Annotated in this window: 20 protein-coding genes and 1 riboswitch; of the genes, 10 read left to right on the top strand and 10 right to left on the bottom strand. The window is 69.1% G+C overall.

The annotated features are described in order from the left end of the window. Positions 1 to 53: 53 nt before the first annotated feature. From OG390_RS38070 to OG390_RS38060, 3 genes are all read right to left on the bottom strand, one after another. Positions 54 to 818 carry a M23 family metallopeptidase gene (locus OG390_RS38070; RefSeq protein ID WP_406174276.1) on the bottom strand — a complete coding sequence of 255 codons (765 nt, stop codon included), beginning with the start codon at positions 816 to 818 and terminating at the stop codon, positions 54 to 56. A 13-nt stretch (positions 819 to 831) separates the two neighbouring features. Then, positions 832 to 991, bottom strand: a riboswitch (cyclic di-AMP (ydaO/yuaA leader). A gap of 235 nt (positions 992 to 1226) precedes the next feature. After that, a complete protein-coding gene (locus OG390_RS38065) occupies positions 1227 to 2615 on the bottom strand; it encodes a M16 family metallopeptidase (RefSeq protein ID WP_406174274.1) in 1389 nt (462 codons plus the stop codon). Continuing rightward, positions 2612 to 3958 (bottom strand): M16 family metallopeptidase, encoded by a 1347-nt coding sequence (locus tag OG390_RS38060; RefSeq protein ID WP_406178098.1) that lies wholly within the window; start codon positions 3956 to 3958, stop codon positions 2612 to 2614. Before OG390_RS38060 ends, OG390_RS38065 begins: the two co-directional genes overlap by 4 nt. A 265-nt stretch (positions 3959 to 4223) precedes the next feature. Between OG390_RS38060 and OG390_RS38055 the strand changes: the two genes are divergently transcribed. Beyond that, positions 4224 to 6683, top strand: coding sequence for a DNA topoisomerase (ATP-hydrolyzing) subunit A (locus OG390_RS38055; protein ID WP_399084254.1), 2460 nt, complete (start codon positions 4224 to 4226; stop codon positions 6681 to 6683). Between the two features lies 1 nt (position 6684). Here the strand turns inward: OG390_RS38055 and OG390_RS38050 are convergent, their stop codons facing one another. Continuing rightward, positions 6685 to 7824, bottom strand: coding sequence for a CobW family GTP-binding protein (locus OG390_RS38050; RefSeq protein WP_406174272.1), 1140 nt, complete (start codon positions 7822 to 7824; stop codon positions 6685 to 6687). 351 nt (positions 7825 to 8175) lie between these two features. Between OG390_RS38050 and OG390_RS38045 the strand changes: the two genes are divergently transcribed. The 4 genes from OG390_RS38045 to OG390_RS38030 all read left to right on the top strand — a co-directional run bounded on the left by OG390_RS38045 (position 8176) and on the right by OG390_RS38030 (position 10333). Further along, on the top strand, positions 8176 to 8721 hold the full coding sequence (locus OG390_RS38045; RefSeq protein WP_406174271.1) for a DUF6082 family protein: 546 nt from the start codon (positions 8176 to 8178) through the stop codon (positions 8719 to 8721). Positions 8722 to 8851: 130 nt separating this feature from the next. Beyond that, on the top strand, positions 8852 to 9088 hold the full coding sequence (locus OG390_RS38040; RefSeq protein WP_406174270.1) for a hypothetical protein: 237 nt from the start codon (positions 8852 to 8854) through the stop codon (positions 9086 to 9088). 150 nt (positions 9089 to 9238) lie between these two features. Further along, positions 9239 to 9529, top strand: coding sequence for a hypothetical protein (locus tag OG390_RS38035; RefSeq protein ID WP_406174268.1), 291 nt, complete (start codon positions 9239 to 9241; stop codon positions 9527 to 9529). 123 nt (positions 9530 to 9652) lie between these two features. Further along, the gene (locus OG390_RS38030) at positions 9653 to 10333 is read left to right on the top strand and encodes a DUF6082 family protein (RefSeq protein ID WP_406174267.1); all 681 of its coding nucleotides are present in this window, start codon (positions 9653 to 9655) and stop codon (positions 10331 to 10333) included. Between the two features lie 35 nt (positions 10334 to 10368). On the opposite strand, the gene OG390_RS38025 is transcribed toward OG390_RS38030, so the two are convergent. Further along, positions 10369 to 11535, bottom strand: a complete 1167-nt coding sequence (locus OG390_RS38025) for a citrate synthase/methylcitrate synthase (protein ID WP_406174266.1) — start codon at positions 11533 to 11535, stop codon at positions 10369 to 10371. Between the two features lie 96 nt (positions 11536 to 11631). Here OG390_RS38025 and OG390_RS38020 point away from each other — a divergent pair, with 96 nt between their 5' ends. The 4 genes from OG390_RS38020 (at position 11632) to OG390_RS38005 (ending at position 16612) form a co-directional block, all read left to right on the top strand. Further along, complete coding sequence (locus OG390_RS38020; RefSeq protein ID WP_406174264.1) at positions 11632 to 12891, top strand: citrate synthase; 1260 nt, start codon at positions 11632 to 11634, stop codon at positions 12889 to 12891. A 148-nt stretch (positions 12892 to 13039) separates the two neighbouring features. Then, positions 13040 to 13984 (top strand): sucrase ferredoxin, encoded by a 945-nt coding sequence (locus OG390_RS38015; protein WP_406174262.1) that lies wholly within the window; start codon positions 13040 to 13042, stop codon positions 13982 to 13984. A 199-nt stretch (positions 13985 to 14183) separates the two neighbouring features. Then, the gene (locus tag OG390_RS38010; RefSeq protein ID WP_406174261.1) at positions 14184 to 15935 is read left to right on the top strand and encodes an ATP-binding protein; all 1752 of its coding nucleotides are present in this window, start codon (positions 14184 to 14186) and stop codon (positions 15933 to 15935) included. Then, a complete protein-coding gene (locus OG390_RS38005) occupies positions 15932 to 16612 on the top strand; it encodes a response regulator (RefSeq protein ID WP_406174260.1) in 681 nt (226 codons plus the stop codon). The genes OG390_RS38010 and OG390_RS38005 overlap by 4 nt, the downstream gene beginning before the upstream one ends. A 136-nt stretch (positions 16613 to 16748) precedes the next feature. Here OG390_RS38005 and OG390_RS38000 read toward each other — a convergent pair whose 3' ends face one another. Genes OG390_RS38000 through OG390_RS37990 form a run of 3 tightly spaced genes read right to left on the bottom strand, consistent with a single transcriptional unit; the run spans position 16749 to position 19541 of the window. Continuing rightward, on the bottom strand, positions 16749 to 17810 hold the full coding sequence (locus OG390_RS38000) for an ABC transporter substrate-binding protein (RefSeq protein ID WP_406174259.1): 1062 nt from the start codon (positions 17808 to 17810) through the stop codon (positions 16749 to 16751). Positions 17811 to 17860: 50 nt separating this feature from the next. Next, positions 17861 to 18736, bottom strand: coding sequence for an ABC transporter permease (locus OG390_RS37995; RefSeq protein WP_406174258.1), 876 nt, complete (start codon positions 18734 to 18736; stop codon positions 17861 to 17863). After that, positions 18726 to 19541, bottom strand: a complete 816-nt coding sequence (locus tag OG390_RS37990) for an ABC transporter ATP-binding protein (RefSeq protein WP_406174256.1) — start codon at positions 19539 to 19541, stop codon at positions 18726 to 18728. Before OG390_RS37990 ends, OG390_RS37995 begins: the two co-directional genes overlap by 11 nt. Before the next feature lie 162 nt (positions 19542 to 19703). Between OG390_RS37990 and OG390_RS37985 the strand changes: the two genes are divergently transcribed. Beyond that, on the top strand, positions 19704 to 20396 hold the full coding sequence (locus tag OG390_RS37985) for a response regulator (protein WP_406174254.1): 693 nt from the start codon (positions 19704 to 19706) through the stop codon (positions 20394 to 20396). A gap of 61 nt (positions 20397 to 20457) precedes the next feature. Here OG390_RS37985 and OG390_RS37980 read toward each other — a convergent pair whose 3' ends face one another. Then, complete coding sequence (locus OG390_RS37980; protein WP_406174253.1) at positions 20458 to 22050, bottom strand: cation acetate symporter; 1593 nt, start codon at positions 22048 to 22050, stop codon at positions 20458 to 20460. After that, a complete protein-coding gene (locus OG390_RS37975; RefSeq protein ID WP_406174251.1) occupies positions 22047 to 22535 on the bottom strand; it encodes a DUF485 domain-containing protein in 489 nt (162 codons plus the stop codon). Before OG390_RS37975 ends, OG390_RS37980 begins: the two co-directional genes overlap by 4 nt. Positions 22536 to 22602: the final 67 nt, after the last annotated feature.

Raw genomic sequence — 22602 nt, 5'->3', positions numbered from 1 at the left:
ACGACGTTGCCCCGGCTCGGCGAGCCGGGGCAACAGAACTGATGAAGCGCTCGTCAGACGTTCACACCGTGCGAGCGAAGGTACGCGACCGGATCGATGTCCGAGCCGTACTCCGCGGTCGTACGGGCCTCGAAGTGGAGGTGTGGCCCAGTCGTGTTGCCGGTGGACCCGGAGAGGCCTATCTGCTGGCCCGGGGTGACCGTCCGGCCCACCGAGACGCCGATGGACGAGAGGTGCCCGTACATCGTGTACGTGCCGTCGTGCATCTTGATGACGATCTGGTTGCCGTACGCGCCGCCCCAGCCGGCCGTGACGACCGTACCGGAGCCGACGGCGTGCACCGAGGTGCCGGATGCGGCGTGGAAGTCGACGCCCGTGTGGCTGCCGGAGGACCAGAGGCTGCCGCCGGCCTTGTAGCCGGTGGAGATGTACGAGCCGGTGATCGGCGGGACGAAGGTGTTGAGACGTTTGCGCTCGGCTGCGCGGGCGGCGCGCTCCTTGGCCTCGCGCGCCTCCTTGGCCCTCGCCGCGGCCTCCTTGCGGGCGGCCTCCTCGGCCTTCTTCCGCGCGGCGGCCTCGTCGGCGGCTCGCTGCTGGGCGACGGCCTGCTCGTCGATCTTCTCGGCGAGGGTGTCGCCGATGGTGATGATCGGGGTCAGCCCGGTCTGCTCGGCGGAGGTGTCCGCGGCGAGTGCCGGGGCGGCCAGGGTTCCGATGACGCCGGTGGTGGTGAGCGCCGCGACGCCGACGGCGTTCGTGGTCGTGCGCTTCACGCGGCTCGGGCGACGGTGCTTCCCTGTGCCACAGGTGAACGCCATGTAGGGGCTGATCCTTTCCTTCCTTCTCGCCTACCGGGTTAGCTGACGGGTTCGGAGCAGGAAGGTCTCCTACGGACTCCCTCCGGGGAGGGCGTCCGATTCACCCCAGGGACTGCGTGCGGGTCCCCGGCTCCCCTGGCTCGCGCCGTACGGGGACTCGGCGATGACTGTCCGGTGCCGCGGGCGCGGCGCACTGCCTGACGAACAGCCGGATCGACGCTAAGCGGGGCATCTTTCAATCAACAAACGGATCACGGCTTTTGTAGCGCATGCCACAGGGCAGACAGGCAACCTCCCTATCAATACGGACACCTTGTGGACGAAGTCCGGAAAGAGGCCCGAAGTTCGGGCAAAAAGGAGACCCAGGTGGCTCTTCAGTCACCTGGGTCCTCAGGGAGACGCGCTGCTCTACTCGGCCCGGACGACGGTCACTTCACCGATTCCGAGCGCCTTGACGGGCTCCTCGATCTGCGCGGCGTCACCCACCAGGACGGTCACCAGACGGTCCACCGGGAAGGCGTTCACGGCGGCCGCGGTGGCCTCCACGGTGCCCGTCGCGGCGAGCTGCTGATAGAGCGTCGCCTGATAGTCGTCCGGCAGGTACTGCTCGACCTGGTCGGCGAGCGTGCTCGCGACGGCCGCCGCGGTCTCGAACTTGAGGGGCGCCACACCCACCAGGTTCTGTACGGCGATGTCGCGCTCGGCGTCCGTCAGGCCCTCGGCGGCGAGGGTACGCAGCACCTTCCACAGGTCGTCGAGCGCCGGACCGGTGTTCGGCGTGTCCACCGAGCCACTGATGGCGAGCATCGCGACGCCCGTGCCGTCCGGAGCGGAGCGCAGCACCTGGCCGAACGCCCGCACACCGTAGGTGTAGCCCTTTTCCTCGCGCAGGACGCGGTCCAGGCGTGAGGTGAGGGTGCCGCCGAGGCAGTACGTACCGAGCACCTGGGCGGGCCAGACGCGGTCGTGCCGGTCGGCGCCGACGCGGCCGATGAGCAGCTGTGTCTGGACGGCGCCGGGGCGGTCCACGATGATCACGCGGCCGGTGTCGTCGGCGCTCACCGGCGGCACGGGGCGGGGCTCGGCGGACGAGCCGGTCCAGGAGCCGAGCGTGTCGGCGAGCAGCTCGTCGAGGTCGACATCGGTCAGGTCACCGACGATGACGGCGGTGGCCGTCGCGGGGCGTACGTGCTTCTCGTAGAAGGCGCGGACGGTCGCCGAGTCGATCTTCTGGACGGTCTCCTCGGTGCCCTGGCGCGGACGCGACATGCGCGAGGTCGCCGGGAACAGCTCCTTGGAGAGCTCCTTGGCGGCACGGCGGGCCGGGTTGGCCGTCTCGTGCGGGATCTCGTCCAGGCGGTTGCGGACCAGTCGCTCGACCTCACTGTCCGCGAACGCCGGTGCCCTCAGGGCATCGGCGAGCAGACCGAGCGCCTTGGGGAGACGCGAGACGGGCACTTCGAGCGACAGGCGCACGCCAGGGTGGTCGGCGTGCGAGTCGAGGGTGGCACCGCAGCGCTCCAGCTCGGCGGCGAACTCCTCGGCGGAGTGCTTGTCGGTGCCCTCGGAGAAGGCACGCGCCATGATCGTGGCGATGCCGTCGAGGCCCGCCGGTTCGGCCTCCAGCGGCGCGGCGAGGATCACCTCGACGGCGACGACCTGCTGGCCGGGGCGGTGGCAGCGCAGGAGCGTCAGGCCGTTGTCGAGCGTGCCACGCTCGGGCGAGGGGAAGGCCCACGGCTTGGCCTCACCGGCCTGGGGCTGCGGGTGGAAGTCCATGCTGGCCAGCTCGGTCACTTCGCCGTCTCCTCGTCGGTGTCGTCAGCGGCGTCGGTGTCTTCGGGGGCGATCGGCTCGTAGACGAGCACCGCGCGGTTGTCGGGGCGCAGGCGGGCCTTGGCGACCTCCTGGACCTCCTCGGCGGTGACGGCGAGGACACGCTGCACGGCCGTCAGGGCGAGCTGCGGATCGCCGAACAGGACGGCGAACCTGCACAGTTCGTCGGCGCGGCCCGCGACCGTGCCCAGCCGGTCCAGCCACTCGCGCTCCAGCTGGGCCTGCGCGCGCTCCATCTCCTCGGCGGTGGGGCCCTCCTCGGCGAACCGGGCGAGCTCCTCGTCCACGGCGGCCTCGATCACCGGGACCTCGACATCGCCGGACGTCTTCACGTCGAGCCATCCCAGGGAGGGCGCTCCGGCGAGCCGCAGCAGGCCGAACCCGGCCGCGACGGCAGTGCGGTCGCGGCGCACCAGCCGGTTGTAGAGCCGAGAGGACTCGCCGCCGCCGAGGACGGTGAGCGCCAGGTCGGCCGCGTCGCACGCGCGCGTGCCGTCCTCCGGGAGCCGGTAGGCGGCCATCAGGGCGCGCGCCGGGACCTCTTCCTCGACGACCTCGCGCAGCTGCTCGCCGATGACCTCGGGCAGCGAGCCGTCGCGCGGGGCGGGCTTGCCGTCGTGCCCGGGAATGGAACCGAAGTACGTCTCGATCCAGGCGAGCGTCTGCTGCGGATCGATGTCACCGACGACCGACAGGACCGCATTGTTGGGCGCGTAGTACGTGCGGAAGAACGCGCGCGCGTCCTCCAGCGTGGCGGCGTCCAGGTCCGCCATCGAGCCGATCGGGGTGTGGTGGTACGGGTGGCCCTCGGGGTACGCCAGCGCGGTCAGCTTCTCGAACGCGGTGCCGTAGGGCACGTTGTCGTACCGCTGCCGGCGCTCGTTCTTGACGACGTCCCGCTGATTCTCCATGGACTCGTCGTCGAGCGCCGCGAGCAGCGAGCCCATGCGGTCGGCCTCCAGCCAGAGCGCGAGCTCCAGCTGGTGGGCAGGCATGGTCTCGAAGTAGTTGGTGCGCTCGAAGCTCGTGGTGCCGTTGAGCGAGCCGCCGGCGCCCTGAACGAGCTCGAAGTGCCCGTTGCCGTGGACCTGCTTGGAACCCTGGAACATCAAGTGCTCGAAGAGGTGAGCAAGGCCGGTACGGTCCTTGACCTCGTGGCGCGAGCCGACGTCGTACCAGAGGCACACCGCCGCGACCGGGGTGAGGTGATCCTCGGAGAGCACCACGCGCAGGCCATTGGCCAGGCGGTGCTCGGTCGCTGTCAGGCCGCCGGAGCCTGCCTCAGCTGTGGCCGTGTGACCCATGGGCATGTACGTCCCTTCGATCGCGGAAAACTGCGTATTTCCTGTCGGTCCTGCCACTGTATGCAAGCGCGCCGACAGCTGGCGAAGTTCCCGCACCTCGTACGCCGAGAGCGAGACTCCCGTACGTCACAGCCGTGTCCCAGGAGGCCCTCCGAGGCCCGCTACGGACGGGTCGCGGTCCGCGTTGTCAGTGGGGCGGTCCACAATGGTCCGCGTCAGATCCCGTTCATGCCCCGGCAGAGACTGTGAAGGAGCCGCAGCAGCGATGGCCCGCCGCAGCACGAAGACCCCGCCGCCCGACGACTCGTACGAGGAGAAGATCCTCGATATCGACGTCGTGGACGAAATGCAGGGCTCCTTCCTCGAGTACGCGTACTCGGTCATCTACTCGCGAGCCCTGCCGGACGCACGCGACGGCCTCAAGCCCGTGCACCGCCGCATCGTGTACCAGATGAATGAGATGGGCCTGCGCCCCGATCGCGGCTATGTGAAGTGCGCCCGCGTCGTCGGCGAGGTCATGGGTAAGCTCCACCCGCACGGAGACGCGTCGATCTACGACGCGCTGGTGCGCCTGGCCCAGCCCTTCTCGATGCGCCTGCCGCTGGTCGACGGGCACGGGAACTTCGGTTCGCTCGGAAACGACGACCCGCCGGCCGCCATGCGCTACACCGAGTGTCGGATGGCCGACGCGACGTCACTGATGACCGAGTCGATCGACGAGAACACGGTCGGCTTCACGCCGAACTACGACGGCCAGGAGCAGGAGCCGGACGTCCTTCCGGCGGCGTACCCGAACCTGCTGGTCAACGGCTCGTCCGGCATCGCGGTCGGCATGGCCACCAACATGCCGCCGCACAACCTCGGCGAGGTCATCGCCGCCGCCCGCCACCTCATCAGGTACCCGGGGGCCGACCTCGAGACGCTGATGAAGTACATCCCGGGCCCCGACCTGCCCACCGGCGGTCGGATCGTCGGGCTCTCCGGGATCAGGGACGCGTACGAGTCGGGCCGCGGCACCTTCAAGATCCGCGCCACGGTGTCGGTGGAGAACGTGACCGCGCGCCGCAAGGGCCTCGTCGTCACCGAACTGCCCTTCACCGTCGGCCCGGAGAAGGTGATCGCGAAGATCAAGGACCTGGTCGGCAACAAGAAGCTGCAGGGCATCGCCGACGTGAAGGACCTCACGGACCGCGCGCACGGCCTGCGCCTGGTCATCGAGATCAAGAACGGCTTCGTGCCGGAAGCGGTCCTGGAGCAGCTCTACAAGTTGACGCCGATGGAGGAGTCCTTCGGCATCAACAACGTGGCGCTGGTGGACGGCCAGCCGCTCACCCTGGGGCTCAAGGAGCTCCTGGAGGTCTATCTCGACCACCGCTTCGACGTCGTGCGCCGCCGCAGCGAGTTCCGCCGCGGCAAGAAGCGCGACCGGCTGCACCTGGTCGAGGGCCTGCTCGTCGCCCTCCTGGACATCGACGAGGTCATCCGTCTCATCCGCTCCAGCGACAACTCGGCGCAAGCCAAGGAGCGCCTGATCGAGCACTTTTCACTGAGCGAGATCCAGACGCAGTACATCCTCGACACGCCGCTGCGCCGACTGACCAAGTTCGACCGCATCGAGCTGGAGTCGGAGCGCGACCGGCTCAACGGCGAGATCGACGAGCTGACCGGCATCCTGGAGTCGGACGCGGAGCTGCGCAAGCTGGTCTCCGGCGAACTGGCCGCGGTGGCCAAGAAGTTCGGCACCGACCGGCGCACGGTGCTCCTGGAGTCCGCGGGCACGCCCGCCGCGACGGTCCCGCTCCAGGTGGCGGACGCCCCCTGCCGGGTGCTGCTGTCCTCGACGGGGCTCCTCGCCCGTACGGCCAACGGCGACCCCTTCGGCGAAGCCGAGGACGCCAAGCGCACCAAGCACGACGTGATCGTCTCCGCGGTGCCCGCGACGGCCCGTGGCGAGGTCGGCGCGGTCATCTCGTCGGGCCGCCTGCTCCGGCTGAACGTGATCGACCTCCCGCAGCTGCCGGAGACGGCGGCGGCACCCAACCTCTCCGGCGGCGCGCCCATTTCGGAGTTCCTGTCCTCCCTGGAGCCGGACGAGACGGTGGTCTGCCTGACGACGCTCGACGAGTCGTCGCCGGGTCTGGCCCTCGGTACGGAGCAGGGTGTCGTCAAGCGCGTGGTGCCCGACTACCCCTCGAACAAGGAGGAGTTGGAGGTCATCACCCTCAAGGACGGCGACCGGATCGTCGGCGCGGTCGAACTGCGCACCGGCGAGGAGGATCTGGTCTTCATCACGGACGACGCCCAGCTGCTGCGCTACCAGGCCTCGCAGGTGCGCCCACAGGGCCGTGCGGCGGGCGGCATGGCGGGCATCAAGCTCGCCGACGGCGCGAAGGTGATCTCCTTCACGGCGGTCGACCCGGCCGTGGACGCGGTGGTGTTCACGGTCGCGGGCTCGCGCGGCACGCTGGACGACTCCGTCCAGACCACGGCCAAGCTGACCCCCTTCGACCAGTACCCCCGCAAGGGCCGCGCCACGGGTGGCGTGCGCTGCCAGCGGTTCCTGAAGGGCGAGGACTGCCTGTCGCTGGCCTGGGCCGGCGCGACACCGGCCCGGGCCGCGCAGAAGAACGGCACGCCCGCCGAGCTGCCGGAGATGGACCCGCGCCGCGACGGCTCGGGCGTGTCGCTGGCGAAGACGGTCTCGGTGGTGGCGGGCCCGGTGTAGCTCAACCGACCGCTTCGAGGCCTTCGGGCTCCTCGTCCACGTGGCTGTACTGCCCTGCGTGGCCGTCCTGCACGTAGCGGAGAACGCCCCACATGCTGTGCTCGTCGGCGTGTGGGGCGTCGTCTTTGCACGCCTGAAGTTCCTTGGTCAGAGCCGCCGTGTCGATGCCGGAGCCGATGAGGACGAGCTGGGTGAGACGCGCCTCGGCACGGCCCCAGGGCTCCGGATAGAAGCGCAGGAACCGCCCGACGGCATGCACGGCGTACCGATTGACGCTGTCCTGGACGCCGAAGTCGACGTAACCCTTGATGCGGTAGAGGCCCTCGGGCCTGCTGTCGAGGAAGTCCATCAACTTCCTGGGGTCGAACGGCACTTCGGAGCTGAAGGAGAGGGATTCGTACACAGAGTGCAGGTGGTCGTGGTGACCCCGGGGATCGCTCTCGTCGTGCCGGTGGAGGTCGTCGAAGGACAACTGCCCGATGCGCTCCTCGCTCGGCCTGCAGTCGAAAAGGAACTCGGCGTCGATACGGCCGTAGTCCGCGGGAACGACGGCGGCGCGGTCGACAAGATCCCTGACGACGCCGAGCACCCGTTCACCGTCCGTCGCCCGGTCGATCTTGTTGACGACGACGAGATCGGCGAGCGCGAGATGCCGGTCGATCTCGGGGTGCTTCTCGCGCGTACCGTCGAACTCAACGGCGTCGACGACTTCCACAAGCCCGCCGTACACGATCCGCGGATGCTCACTGGCGAGCACCATCCGCACGAGCTCCTGGGGCTCGGCGAGCCCGCTCGCCTCGATGACGATGACGTCGATACGGGTCGAGGGCTGAGCAAGCCGCCCCAGATACTCATCGAGCTCACTGGCGTCGACGGCGCAGCACAGGCAGCCGTTCCCCAGGGAGACCGTGGAATCCCCCAGCGCTCCCGCCACCGCCATGGCGTCGATCTCGATGGCGCCGAAGTCGTTGACGATGGCCCCGATCCGGCTGCCGCCGCTGCGGTGCAGCAGATGATTCAGCAAGGTGGTCTTGCCTGCGCCCAGGAATCCGGCGATGACGACGACCGGGATCTGCTTGGCCGCGCTCTGCTCGATCAGGAGCTGATCCGTCGGGATCGGCTGCGGACTGGGCTGGCTCAACGGGCGACCTCTTTCACACCGGTGCGTGCGCCGGTTCACGGACCGGCTCCCGTACGAGAGCGGCTCACGCACCGGCACTCCCACGAGGAATCAATGCCGACCCAGGATACGAGCGGGAGGAATCGCCGCGAAGTGAACGATTGTTAGCGGCGCTCGCGGGGCACACGTTGGACATGGCGCCGGGATACGCGACCCGCACTTCCCTCCGTGCGCCTCCTCTCCGCCTCCCTGCCGATCAGAGCCGCTCGGCAAAACTGGGAGACGGCAAGCGCGCCGCCCACCGCTCGCCGGTCCGCTCCCTGTCGCCCACAACCGACGACCGGCGGACGGTCGCCTGATTCGGGGGTTGACATGGCCACACAGAACTTTGGGGTACGGGGGTGGAGCACCGCAGCCACTGCCGGGCTCGCATTCGCGGCCGGGGCACTCGCCGCCCTGGCCGCCCAACAACGACGCTACGAGGAACTGCGCCAGCGGGTCGCCGAGGTGGAACGGAACGACCGACAGGCCATGCTGACGGAGCAGCAGCGCCTACAGTTCTACCTTCTGAGCAAGGCCATGGAAGATCCGGACCTGGCCGCCGTCTACAGCAACGTCGAGGTGGATTCGCCCACGCGGCGACGCCAGTACCTGTTCGCCAACGCGATGTACAGCAACGCTCTTCTCGCCTATCGCGTCGGCACTGTCAACTGGGAGGAGTTGCACGGCCATCTTCGGATGATCTGCCGGAACGCCACCTTTCGCGACTACTGGGACGCTCACCGGCCGCACCGCGCAAGCCTCAAGCGCGACTCCGATGAGGCGAGGGTGGGCCGAATGGTGGACGGTCTGATCCGCGATCTGGACGATGCTGACACGGAAGAGTGGTGGGTTGCGGGCGAACCACCCGCCGAATAGCACCAGTTGGCTTCCGATCGCCGGCCTGTCAATCTCGGCGGAACCCCTGGGCATCAAGCACATCGGGAAACATTCAGCAGCTAACCTGTCCCCGCCCAAATCGTCTATCGCTCCAAGGACAGGGATCCCTTTGAAGATCGTGCGCCGCGTCGGTGCGTCTCCACGCGAACGAGGCAGTCTGTCCGGTGACTCCTGCCCGGACATCTTCGAGCTCAGTGACGGCAACTTCGCCATTATCGGGACAGATGCCACAGAGGTGCTCGAAACCGAACTTCCCGCCGACGCCGCACGCGCCGACTACGAGCGCATCGTCATCGTCAGCAGGGAGACCCTCATCCGGGCCAAGGTCGACATCCCGGAAGTCTGAACCTGTCCCATCGTCCAACGCGGCCACCCACCCCTTTGCGGCCTCGAACTCCTTGCGTGGCGCACGACGCCCTCTCAGCCGGCAACACAGCAGACACCCCCTGCTCCTGAAATCCCGTAGGTCATCGCCCGACTCCGAAAGGAGCTGCAGATGAGTGTGCACCTCGGGCGCAAAAGCGCCTGCAGTCTGCCTCGCAGCGTCAAACTGTCGATAAGGCGGCGCGTAGGCCTGCCCCCGCGTCAGCGAGGCAGCCTGTGCGGGGAGACATGCCCGGACATCTTCGAACTCACGGACAGCCGCTTCGCGGTCGTGGGTACCGAGAGGACCGCTGATATCCGTCGACGGTACCCCGCACTGCGCGAGCTCGACCCCGGGGAGATCATCGTGGTTATCGATCGCCACACACTGATGTGCGCCAAGGCGTTCATCCCCGACAAGTAGCATTCGGCCGCCCCGCCGCGGACCCGGCACGGCCGCCGACGCGGGCTCGGCACCGTCAGGAGCCGAGCCCGTTTGCCACCCCCCAGCCTGGATAGAATTCCCCGAAGCCAGGGGGAGGCATCGATGGCGCGTCATGGCGCATGGCGTTCACTGCTCTGGGGCTGCGCCTGGACGGCCGGAGCCGCCGCTGGGATCGCTCTCGTGGGCGCGGCCTCCATCGTTATCAGCGGTTGGCTGGTCAGCGGGGTCGAACAGGCCAACGGCGACAGAGGGACGGCGGTGGAGCGCGGCGCGATCGGGGGCTACTTCGGAGGCGTGAGCGCTGTTTTCTCCGGACTGGCCCTTCTCCTGCTCATCGTCACCTTGCTCTTTCAACAGCGCGAGTTACAGCTACAGCGTCGAGAACTCTCTCTGCAACGCGAAGAGCTGGCCTCCTCTCGTACCGAGTTGCATCGCAGCGCGGAGGCAAACATGCGCACCCTGCACATACAGCTGACACAGATGGTGATGGATGACCCCTCACTGGCCGCGGTGTGGAACGACTTCCAAGGGGAACCGGAGTCGACGCTACGGCAGAATCTCTTCGCCAACCTGACCTTCAACCACTATGTGCTAGCGCATAGCTGGGGCAGCTTCTCCGAGGCGGAACTGTTGGCTCACGCCCGGAACCTCCTCAACAGCGCCGCGTTTCAGCGCTATTGGAACGCGACGCGGGCGCACAAGAGCAGCTTGCCTTCTGAAAGCCCAGAGGGGCGGGTGTTTCTCGTCTTCGAACAGGCCCTGGCCGACCTGCGGCGCGCTTAGTCACCCCCCGCTGCCTGACGTTCCCTCGCCATCCGTCAGGTCAGCCTCGGCACCGCCACCGGTGCCCCCGGCCCCACGTATCGAGCTACCGGCCGAATGATCTTCGGGTCCTCCGCCTGTTCCAGGATGTTGGCGCTCCAGCCCACGACGCGGGCAGCGGCGAAGGTGGGGGTGAACATCTCGCGGGGCAGGCCGCAGAGTTCCATGACCACGCCGGCGTAGAACTCCACGTTCGTGTGCAGCTCGCGGCCGGGCTTGAGCTCGGCCAGAATCGCCTCCACCTGGTGTTCGACCTCGACGGCGAAGTCGACCAGTGGGCCACCGAACTGCTGCGCGATGTCGCGGAGCATGCGCGAACGGGGGTCTTCCGTGCGGTAGATGGGGTGACCGAAGCCCATGATGCGATCGCCGGCGAGGACACGTTCGCGGATCCACGGGGCGATGCGGTCGGAAGTGCCGATCGCGTCCAGGGTGTCGAGCGCACGACTGGGGGCGCCGCCGTGGAGAGGCCCCGAGAGGGCACCGACCGCGCCCACGAGGCACGCCGCCACATCCGCGCCCGTCGACGTGATCACCCGCGCCGTGAACGTTGATGCATTGAATCCGTGATCAATGGTCGATATCAAGTACTGCTCGACCGCCCGGGCGCGCGCGCCATCCGGCTCCGAACCCGTCAACATGTACAGATAGTTGGCCGCGTACGCGAGGTCGTCACGCGGCTCCACCGGCTCCAGCCCCTGCCCGAGCCGGTACAGCGCGGTGAGCAACGTCGGTACGGCCGCGGACGCCGCCAGGGTGTCCGCTCGACGCCGGTCGGCGTCAATGTCGTACACCGGCCGGAGCCCCAACGAGGCGCCGAGCAGCGAGAGCGCGGTGCGCAGTCCGGCGAGCGGTCCCGACAGCCCCGTCGCCGCAGCGATCGCGGGCAATGCGGTCCGCACCTCGTCCGGCAGCCCGCGCAGCGCCGCGGTCTGCGCGGCGAAGGCGGCGCGCTGAGCCGCGTCGGGCAGTTCGCCGTGGACCAGCAGATGCCAGACGTCCTCGAAGCCGCGGGTCTGCGCGAGTTCGACGGCCGAGTACTGGCGGTAGTGGTAGAAGCCTTCCAGCCCCCTGACGTCACCCAGTTCGGTGTCGGTGACGACGACGCCCGCGAGCCCTCGCGGTACATCGACAGGGGTGGACGAGACACGGTTGATCGGCATGTTTCCTCCCTGGACTTGATTCGACTGTCCATGATTGACTCAATTCCTGTCAATATTGATTGAATCAACAAGCCGATACATGGATACGGTGACGCCATGAGGGATCGAGAAGCGGCAGCGCCAGGGCACGAGGGCCGACGGCTCAGCACCAAGGAGACCGCCGAGCTGCTCGGCGTGAAGGCCGAGACCGTGTACGCGTATGTGAGCCGCGGTCAGCTCAGCAGCCGTCGTGAGCCCGGGGGGCGTGGGAGCACGTTCGACGCCAAGGAGGTGGAGGCGCTCGCGCGGCGCAACAGACGGGAGACCGGCGGGAGTTCGAATACCGGCGGTGAACTCTCGGTCCGCACCGGCATCACCCTGATCGACAAGGACCGGTACTACTTCCGCGGCGTCGACGCGACCGAGCTTGCCGCGCGGTACTCCTACGAAGAGATCACCGAATGGCTGTGGACCGGAGAGCTGCGCCCCGGCGTCAGGTTCACCGCCCCGGAGGCGTCCGTCGCCGTCGCCCGCCGCGCAGTCGACGCGCTGCCCGAGCACAGCGGCCCCACGGACCGGCTGCGCGTCGCCACGATCGCCGCGGCGACCGCCGACCCGCTGCGCTTCGACCTCTCCGAGGACGCCGTCCTCGGCACCGGACGCACCCTCATCCCCACGCTCGTCGCCGCGCTGCCGCCCATGAGGCACGACCACCTCGACGAGGGCCCGCTGGCCCACCGCCTCTGGGCCCGGCTCACCGGCCGTGCGCCCGACGAGGAGTCACTGTGCGCGCTGGACACGGCACTTGGGCTGCTCGTCGACCACGACCTGGCCGCCTCGACGCTCGCGGTCCGGGTCGCCGCGTCGGCCCGGGCCCACGCGTACGCCGCCGTGTCGGCGGGCCTCGGTGTGCTCGAAGGCCCGCTGCACGGCGCGGCCAGCGGGCTCGCGCACCGGCTGCTCCTCGACGTGCTGGATCGCGGCACCGCGGCTCCGGTGGTCGCGGACGAGCTGCGCGCCGGACGCCGCGTCCCGGGGCTCGGCCACCGGCTCTACCCCGGCGAGGATCCACGCGCGCGCGCCTTGTTCGCCCTCCTGAAGGAGGTCCGCGGCGCGGCGCCCGCCCTGGCGGCGGCCCACGACATCGTCGCCACCACCGCCCGCCATACACCCCTGCACGCCAACGTCGACCTGGCCCTGGCCGTCCTCACCGTCTCCTCCGGCATGCCGGCCTCCGCGGGCGAGACGGTCTTCGCCATCGCCCGTACTGCGGGCTGGATCGCCCACACCTTGGAGGAATACGAGGAGCACCCGCTGCGCATGCGCCCCAGCGGTCGGTACGTGGGCGCGCGCCCACCGCAGCCGCTGCCCGGCTGAGGCGGTCTGAAGCAGGGGGCGCAGACACAGCCGGCGACCCCCTGGGTGAGCGCTCCCACGCCCTGTCGCGCTCCCAGAGCGCCCCAAACGCGCCCCCGTCTGCGCGGCCGGAAGTCACCCTGGCCCAAGTCAGGTTAGGCTCACCTCTGTGAGTACGTGCACGACCGCGTCGCGGCACCTCGACGAGCCCCTCGCGGGGACCGCAGCCACCGCGAGGACCTGGCTGCTGATCGAGCAGCCCGGCCCCTGGGGTGCCGAGGCGCTCACTTCGAGCCACCTGGACCCCGTGCTCGGCCGCGCTCTCGAAGCAGCCGCGGAGGGCAGCGGCGTACGGATCGCGCTCATCCGGCGACCCGGACGGCACGCCGACTGCGGTACGCCCTCCGAGCGCCATGTCTATGCGGCCCACACCACTCCGGGAAACGCATGGCTGCACAGCGCCACAACGTCCGATCCAGAGCAGGCGCTCAACCTCGACTTCACCTCGCTCGGCATGGGCGACCCCCATACCTTCGACGCGGCTTTCCAGGGGCGGCCCCACACAGGTGGCCCACTCGCCCTCGTCTGCACCAACGGCAAGCGCGATCGCTGCTGCGCCCTGCTCGGACGCCCCCTCGCGGCCCAGCTCGCCACCTCCAGGGTGGAGGGCACCTGGGAGGTCACCCACCTGGGCGGTCACCGGTTCTCGCCCACGCTGCTCGTCCTGCCGTACGGATACGCGTACGGGCGCGCCGAGGCCCACGCCGTCAAGGAAATCCTCCAGGGCGTCCAGGAGGGGCGTGTGATCACCGATGGCTGCCGCGGGCGCTCCGCCTGGGAGCGACCGGGCCAGGCGGCCGAGCTGGCCGTGCGCAGGGCCACCGGAGAGCACACCGCCGATGCGTTGACCGTGGTGCGCACGGATGGTGCCGCACCGCGCTGGGAAGTCACCGTCGCCCACATCGACGGCCGCCTGTGGCGCGTGATCGTCGCGCAGGGCGCCTCGCTGCCGCCCCGCCCGGAGAGCTGCGGTTCGGCACTGGGGTCGCCGGCCCGGATGGACGTGGTGGCGGTACGGGAGCCGGCGCGAACGGCGCTCGCCGCGCCCTGCTGACAGCTGATCCCGGACCATGCGGCTCCCCGCCGGCCCGTCGAGGCGACCCTCCCGCCCACGCGACGCCCGCATGTCCCGCTGAGCTCCGACACGATGCCTGCGCGTCCTGCGAGCTCCGCCACGGCTCCCACACCCGACGATCAAGAGATCCAGGCCACACCCCTACGGTGGAGCCCGCACGCCCCCGTACCGTCTAGGTATGAGCCCCACTCCCCCCGCACGACGACGGCGCCTCGGTCTGCCGCGGCGGGTGTTCTCGCAGGTGCTGCTGATGCAGGTGGCGATCGCCGCGGGAGTCGCCGTGCTCGCGACCGGGCTGTTCCTCGCGCCGCTGAGCAAGCAGCTGGACCAGGAGGCCATGCGCCGCGCCCTGGCCATCGCCCAGACCACGGCACAGGACCCGCAGATCGCCGAAGGCGTCCAGAACACCCCGCCGACCAGGAACGGCCCGGTGCAGAAGGAGGCCGAGCGGATCCGGCACGCCACCAACGCCGAGTACATCGTGGTGATGGACCGGCGATGGGTGCGTTGGTCGCACCCCACCCTCGGGCAGATCGGCCACCCCGTCTCCACCGACCCCAGCGACGCCCTGGCCGGCAAGGACGTCATGGGGATCGACAGGGGCACCCTGGGCCGCTCGGCCCGCGGCAAGGTGCCTCTGTACGACGCCGACCACCGGATCATCGGGGCGGTCTCGGTCGGCATCGCCTACGACAGCGTGCGCGCCCGGCTGATCAGTGCGATCCCGGGGCTGTTCGCCTACGCCGGCGGTGCCCTCGCGGTGGGCGCGCTGGCCGCCTGGCTGATCTCCCGCCGGGTGCAGCGGCAGACCCGGGACCTCGCCTTCTCCGACATCTCGGCGCTGCTCGCCGAGCGCGAGGCGATGCTGCACGGCATCCGGGAGGGCGTGGTCGCCCTCGACCGCGGCGGCCGCATCCGGCTGCTCAACGACGAGGCACGGCGGCTACTGGGCATCGGCGACGAGGCCGTCGGCAAGTCCCTGGACGAGGCGCTGGGCGAGGGTCGTACGGCGGACGTCCTGGCGGGACGCGTCACCGGCACCGACCTGCTCACCGTCCGTGGCCAGCGCGTCCTGGTCGCCAACCGCATGCCCACCGACGACGGCGGCGCCGTCGCCACCCTGCGCGACCGCACGGAGCTGGAGCAACTGGGCCGCGAGCTCGACTCCACGCACGGTCTGATCGACGCACTGCGCGCCCAGGACCATGAGCACGCCAACCGCATGCACACGCTCCTCGGGCTGCTCGAACTGGAGATGTACGACGACGCAGTGGAGTTCGTCGGAGAAGTGGTCGGCGACCACAGGGTGACCGCGGAACAGGTCACGGAGAAGATCCACGACCCGTTGCTCGCCGCCCTGCTGGTCGGCAAGGCGACCGTCGCGGCCGAGCGCGGTGTGGCCCTGTGGATCTCGGATCGAACCCTGCTGCCCGATCGGCTGATCGACCCGAGAGGGCTGGTCACCGTCGTCGGGAATCTCGTCGACAACGCGCTCGACGCCGTCGCGGGCACGCCCCACGCACGCGTGGAGGTCGAATTGCGCGCCGAGGGGCGTACCACCGTGCTACGGGTACGGGACACCGGCCCCGGAATCCCGGAGGAACGGCGGGAGTTGGTTTTCACCGACGGATGGACCACCAAGAAGCCACCGGCGCACGGCAAGCGTGGAATCGGCCTCCCCTTGGTGCGCCGACTCGCCGAGCGGCAGGGTGGCGGCGCCGAGGTGACCGAGGCGGACGGCGGGGGCGCGGAGTTCACGGTCGTACTGCCTGAGGCGCTCTCGGAACCGGAGCTCGCCCCGGAGCCGGTGGGTCCGGCGACACCTGACGCTGGCCTTGTGCCCGAGCCCCACCTCGTGCCGGGACCGTCCCCCTCCGCGGAGACCACCACCGCCATGGACGCCACGGACGCCAAGGAGGAGTCGCGATGATCGAGGTCCTGGTCGTGGACGACGACACCCGGGTCGCGCGGGTCAACGCCGCCTATGTGGAGAAGGTCCCGGGCTTCCATGTCGCCGGCGAGGCGCACAGCGCGGCCGAGGCGCTGCGCCGGATGGAGGCGCTGCCCCACCTGGATCTGGTCCTCATGGACCACTATCTGCCGGACGAGACGGGCCTCGCGGTCGTCCAGGAGATGCGTCGGCGCGGCCAACAGACCGACGTGATCATGGTGACCGCGGCCCGTGACATCTCGACGGTCCAGGCCGCGATGCGGCAGGGCGCACTCCAGTACCTGGTGAAGCCGTTCGCCTTCGCGGGCCTGCGCGCCAAGCTGGAGGCGTACGCGGATCTGCGCCGCACCCTCGACGGCGGCGGCGAGGCCGAGCAGTCCGAGGTGGACCGGATCTTCGGCGCCCTGTCGGCGAGCGCGGAGCCGGGTCTGCCCAAGGGCCACTCCCCCGCCACCGCGGAGCTGGTACGCCGCGCCCTGGTGAACGCGGAGGGCCCGCTGTCGGCCCAGGAGGTCGCGGAGGAGACCGGCCTGAGCCGGCAGACCGCCCAGCGCTATCTGAAACTCCTGGAGCGCACCGGGAGGGCCAGGCTGACCCTCAAATACGGCGACGCGGGCCGCCCGGAGCATCGCTACGTCTGGGCGACCCGCGCCTGAGGGCACGGCCGGCAGTGTGGGGGAAGCGGCCGCGCACCACCGCGCGTACGGCTGTCGGGGGAGCACAGCCGTACGCGCGAGGAGAGCTCAGCCGGTGGCCAGTTCACGAAGGCCGTCGCCGGCCTTCCTCGTGGACTCAGCCGGTGACGTTCTGCACGAACTCCGTGGTGTACGTCTTGCTCAGATCCACATCGGCGTTCTTGATGTTGGGGTTGAACGCCTTGAGGACCTTCTCGACCGTCTCCGGACCGTCCTTGGGCATCACGCCGTCCTTGGTGAACATCGGCAGCGTGCTCTGGATCGCCCCGGCGTAGAGCGTCTTGTTGCCTTGGGAGTAGTCGGCGGGCATTTTGTCGGCGATGTCGGACGCGCTGTGCGTGGACATCCACTTGAGGGTCTTCACGAAGGCGTTGGCCAGCTTCTGGACCGTCTCCTTGTGGCCGTTCACCCAGTCCGTCTGCATGTAGAGGCTCGACGAGGGGTACGGCCCGCCGAGCGCCTTCTCCGACCCCTGCGGCGTACGCATGTCGATGAGCACCTTGCCGAGGTTCTTCTGCAAGACCGTGGCGACGGTCGGGTCCGTCGTCATGCCCCCGTCGATGGCCCCCTTCTGGAGGGCGGAAATGAACGTCGGTCCCGCGCCGACGGCGACCGGTGTGAACTCGCTGACCTTCACACCGTTCTTGACCGCCAGGTACTTCGTGAGGAAGTCGGTCGAGGAGCCGAGTCCGGTGATGCCGAGCTTCTTGCCCTTGAAGTCCTTGGGCGAAGTGATGTCGTCCGCCTGCTTGTTGGAGACGATCTCCACCTCGCCGGGCGCGTGGGAGAACTGCACGACGGACTCGACCGACTTGCCCTTGGTCTGCAGATCCAGGGTGTGATCGTAGAAACCGACGGCGCCTTGCACCTGTCCGGAGACAAGGGCGGTCTCTGCCTGAACACCGGCCGGCTCGCTCAGGAGTTGGACATCCAAACCCTCCTCCTCGAAGTAGCCGAGCCGCTGCGTGAGCATCGCGGGCAGGTAGATGACCTTGTCCAGGCCGCCGACCATGATCTTGACGTGCTCACCCTTGCCGCCACCCCCATTGCTGCCGGAGTCGGCCGTCGTACTGGCCGCGTCGTTGGCACAGGCAGTGAGCGAGGTGAGAGCGAGCAGGCCGGCGGCTGCCAACGCGGAGTATCTGACGGTCTTGCGCATGGTGGGTCACGTCCTTGTGAGAGAAGAGAGTTGGTGCCTGCGGCGGGAGATCAGCGGTCGGAGTCCGACGGCTTCCATCGGAAGATGCGGCGCTCGGCGAAGGTCAGCAGCCCTTCGGCCAGCAGGGCGACGACCGCCAGGATGACCATCGCGGCGTACACACCGGCCGCGTTGAAGGTGCCCTGCGACTGGGCGACGAGCAGGCCGATGCCCTTGGTGGCGCCGATGTACTCGCCGACGATGGCGCCGATGAGCGCGAAGCCGAAGCTGACATGGAGGCTGGTGAAGATCCACGAGGTGGCGGACGGGATGACGACCTGAAGCGTCACCCGGCGATCGCTGGCGCCGAGGATCCGGGCGTTGGCCACCAGGTTGCGGTCGACCTCTCGGGCGCCCTGGAAGGCGTTGAAGAAGACCGGGAAGAAGACGAGCACCACGGCCGACGCGATCTTGGAGGCCGGCCCGAGCCCGAACCAGATCACGAAGATGGGCGCCAGGACGATCCTCGGTATGGAGTTGAGCACCTTGATGTATGGACCAAGGACATCGGCGAGGAAGGCGATACGCCCCAGCGCGATACCGAAGACCACGCCGGCGATCACACCGATGACCCAGCCGAGCAACGCTTCGTGGAGCGTGTACCAGACCTGCTCCGCCAAAGACCCGAGCGCGGTCCCGTGCATCACCCACGTGTAGATCTGGTCCCAGATCTTCGACGGCATCGAGAAGTTGAACGGATCGATGACCTTGGCCCGCGCGAACACCTCCCACAGGCCGAGCACGGCGACCAGAAGCAGTGCGCGGGCGGCGGCGACGATGGCCTTGCGTCTGCGTGCGGCCCGGGCGCGGGAGTGTGCACGCCCCTTGTTGCCGGGCTCGGTCATCGTCAGGGCGACAACGGCCTCGGGCATGACGTCAGGCGACATTCGCCGCACCCCTCTCACGGGTGATGCGGACCTCTTCGCCGAGCGATTCCCAGATCTCGCGATAGATCTCGATGAAGCGCGGCTCCAGTCGCACCGATTCGACCTTGCGCGGCCGCGGGAGATCGATGTCGAAGACGTGCTTCACGGTGGCGGGGCCGGCGGTCATCACGACGACCTTGTCGGCGAGCGCGATGGACTCCTCCAGGTCGTGGGTGACGAAGACGACCGAGGCGCCCGTGCCTTCCCACAGTTCGAGCAGTTCGTCCGACATCAGGGCCCTGGTCTGCACGTCGAGGGCCGAGAAAGGCTCGTCCATCAGCAGGATCTCGGGGTCGTTGACGAAGGTCGCGGCGAGGGCGACGCGCTTGCGCTGGCCGCCGGAGAGCTGGTGCGGATAGCGGTCCTCGAAGGCCGCGAGCCCGACCCTGGCCAGCCACTCGCGCGCCTTCCGCTTCGCCTCCGCCTTGGGCACACCGCGGAAGCGGGGCCCCGCCATCACGTTGGACAGGACCGTACGCCAGGGGAACGTGGCGTCCTGCTGGAAGACGAAGCCGACCTTGTCGCCGACGCCGGCGACCGGCTCACCGGCAACCAGGACCTCGCCCTCGGTGGGCTCTTCGAGCCCACTCACCAGGGTCAGCGTGGTCGACTTCCCGCAACCGGTGGGGCCGACGACGGCCACGAACTCGCCCCGGTCGATGGTCAGGTCCAGCTCCCTGACCGCCGTGTGCAGACCCCCTGACGGGGTCTTGAAGATCTTGCTCGCGCCCCGTAGCTCGATGGCGGGGCTGGTGTCTGCGCTCATGGCCCGGGACGGTAGATGTGGCGCGGGCCACAGCATCAGTCTTCTGGGCACATGGAGTTCTTTTGCTTGCAACAGCCTGTTGTGCTCTTTTTGCTCGCGCTACAACAGCGGAGCCGAAACACGGGCTTAACGCTCGCCAGGCCTTGAGGGAAAAGAGGCCCGATGATTGACGTCCTGGTCGTGGACGACGACTTCCGCGTTGCCGAGATCAACGCCAAGTACGTGGGAAAGGTTCCCGGCTTCCGGGTGGCCGCCCGCGCACACAGTGCTGCCCAGGCCATGGCCGCCGTCGAGCGTGCGCCCATCGACCTGGTGCTGCTCGACCACTATCTGCCCGACCGGACAGGCCTCGAACTCGTCCACCGGATGCGCGAGCACGGCCATGGCACCGACGTCATCATGATCACCGCGGCCAGTGACGTGGTCACCGTGCAGGCGGCGATGCGCCTTGGTGCCCTGCACTATCTGGTCAAGCCGTTCACCTTCGCGGCCCTGCGCACCCGTCTCGAGTCTTACGCCGCCCTGCGCCGTACTGTGGACCGGGTGGGCGGCCGCGGCGTGGCGGGCCAAGAGCAGGTCGACCGCATCTTCGGCGCCCTGCGCACCGCGTCCGCGCCCTCGTCACCGGGGCTGCCCAGCGGTCACTCGGAGCCGACCACGGACCTCATCTGCGACGTACTGCACCGCGCGAGCCAGCCGCTCTCGGCTCACGAAGTCGCCGCCGAGACCGGTCTGAGCCGATCCACCGCCCAGCGGTATCTGCGCCATCTCGAACAGGCCGGACGCCTGCGGCTCTCGCTCAAGTACGGAGACACGGGGCGGCCGGAGCATCGGTACGCGTGGGTGGCGCCATAGGCCCGGACGTACGTGCGCGGCGGCTTCCCCGGTTCGCCGCGTACGTCCCCTGGAGGCGCCCTCAGACGGCCCCGGCTCCGGTGAGCGCGCGCACTTCGGTCTCGGCGTGCTTGGCCTCGTCCGGCGGCTCCGCGGACGTCACCGTGCCGAGCCAGCCGGCGAGGAAGCCCAGGGGAATCGAGACGAGACCTGGGTTCTGCAGCGGGAAGTACTGGAAGTCCACACTCGGGAACAGCGATTCGGGGCTCCCCGACACCACCGGTGAAAGGAGCACGAGCCCCAGCGCGGGCACCAGGCCGCCGTATACGGCCCACACAGCACCGCGCGTCGTGAAGGACCGCCAGAACAGTGAGTACAGCAGTACCGGCAGGTTCGCGGACGCGGCGACGGCGAAGGCGAGACCCACCAGGAAGGCCACGTTGAGATCGCGGGCGAGCAGCCCGAGCGCGATCGCCACCACGCCGATCCCGACGGCCGCCGTACGTGCCACGGCCACCTCGCTGCGCGGCTTCGCGTGCCGACGACGCAACGACGCGTGCAGGTCGTGGGCCACGGACGCCGAGGACGCAAGGGTGATTCCGGCGACGACCGCCAGGATGGTGGCGAAGGCGATGGCGGCGACGATCGCAAAGAGAACCGTTCCGCTGGTGGAGTTCACGCCGCCGCCCAGATCGAGCGCCAGCAAGGGAACCGCCGTGTTCCCGGCCGCGCTCGCCCCGCGCACCGCCTCCGGGCCGACGAGCGCGGCCGCGCCGAAGCCCAGCACGATCGTCATCACATAGAAGCCCCCGATGAGCCCGACAGACCAGACCACCGAACGGCGCGCGGCCCGCGCGGTCGGCACCGTGTAGAACCGGGACAGGATGTGCGGCAGCCCGCCCGTGCCGAGCACCAGAGCCAGGCCCAGACTGATGAAGTCGAAGCGCGCGGTCCAGCTCCCGCCGTACTTCAGTCCGGGCGCCAGAAACGCGTCACCGTGCCCGCTGCGCTCCGCCGCCGAACGCAGCAGCTCGTTGAAGTCGCCGTGGAAACGCACCAGGACCAGCACGGTCAGCGCCAACGCCCCGCTCAGCAACAGCACCGCCTTGACGATCTGGATCCAGGTGGTGGCCCGCATCCCTCCCAGCGACACATAGATCACCATGAGCGCGCCGACGCCGATCACCGTCCAGTTCCGCGCGGCCTCGCTCGTACCCCCGAGAAGCAGCGCGACCAGGCTGCCCGCTCCCACCATCTGCGCCACCAGATACAGAACGGACACGGTCACCGAGGAAGTTCCCGCCGCGATGCGCACCGGTCGCTCGCTCATCCGGGCCGCGACCACGTCGGCCAGGGTGAACCGTCCGCAGTTGCGCACCAGTTCGGCCACCAGGAAGAGAACCACCAGCCAGGCGACGAGAAACCCCACGACGTACAACAACCCGTCGTAGCCATAGAGCGAGATGAGCCCTGTGACACCCAGGAACGAAGCCGCCGACATGTAGTCGCCCGAGATGGCAAAACCATTCTCCATCGGCGAGAACAACCGCCCGCCGGCATAGAACTCCTCCGCCGAACCATGGCGGTTACGGCTCACCCATGTCGTGATCGCCAGCGTCACCGCCACAAACGCGCTGAACAGCAGAAGCGCCAGCGTCTGATGGTTGCCGGTCACCTCTCACCACCCCTCACGTTCCGCGTCAGCTCCTGGGTGTCCCAGCGCAGATCAAGCGCGGCCCGGTCCCTGTGCAGCCGGGCATGGCGCGCGTACGCCCAGGTGAACAGGAATGTCGTGAGGAACTGCCCGAGCCCCGCGAGCAGCGCCACGTTCACGACGCCGGCGACGGGCCTGGCCATGAACCCGGGAGCCGTCGTCGCGGTCACCACATAACCCAGATACCAGGTGAAGAACAGGGCGACGCCCGGGACCACGAACCTCCGGTACCGTCTGCGCACTTCCTGGAAGGCCGCGCTGCGCTGCACCTCCAGATAGATGTCGGCCGTCCCGCCCGTCCGCCCTTCGTGCTCCGGGCGCGCGGCCGGCACGGCAGGAGCGGGCGCACCAGTACCGTCCAACTCACCCCACCCGGAGGCGAGCGCGTCGTACCAGGGGTCGTCGAACCGGACCTTCCCGGTGTCGCCGCCGTCGTGCTTCTCCACCGAACTCTCCTTGTCCGCGACCCGTTTCGGCCGCGTGGCCAAGGATGGGCAGATCGGGAAGATCCCG

The organism is Streptomyces sp. NBC_00996, assembly GCF_045162675.1.
Taxonomy (GTDB): domain Bacteria; phylum Actinomycetota; class Actinomycetes; order Streptomycetales; family Streptomycetaceae; genus Streptomyces.
This window is presented reverse-complemented; position numbering and strand designations above follow the sequence as displayed.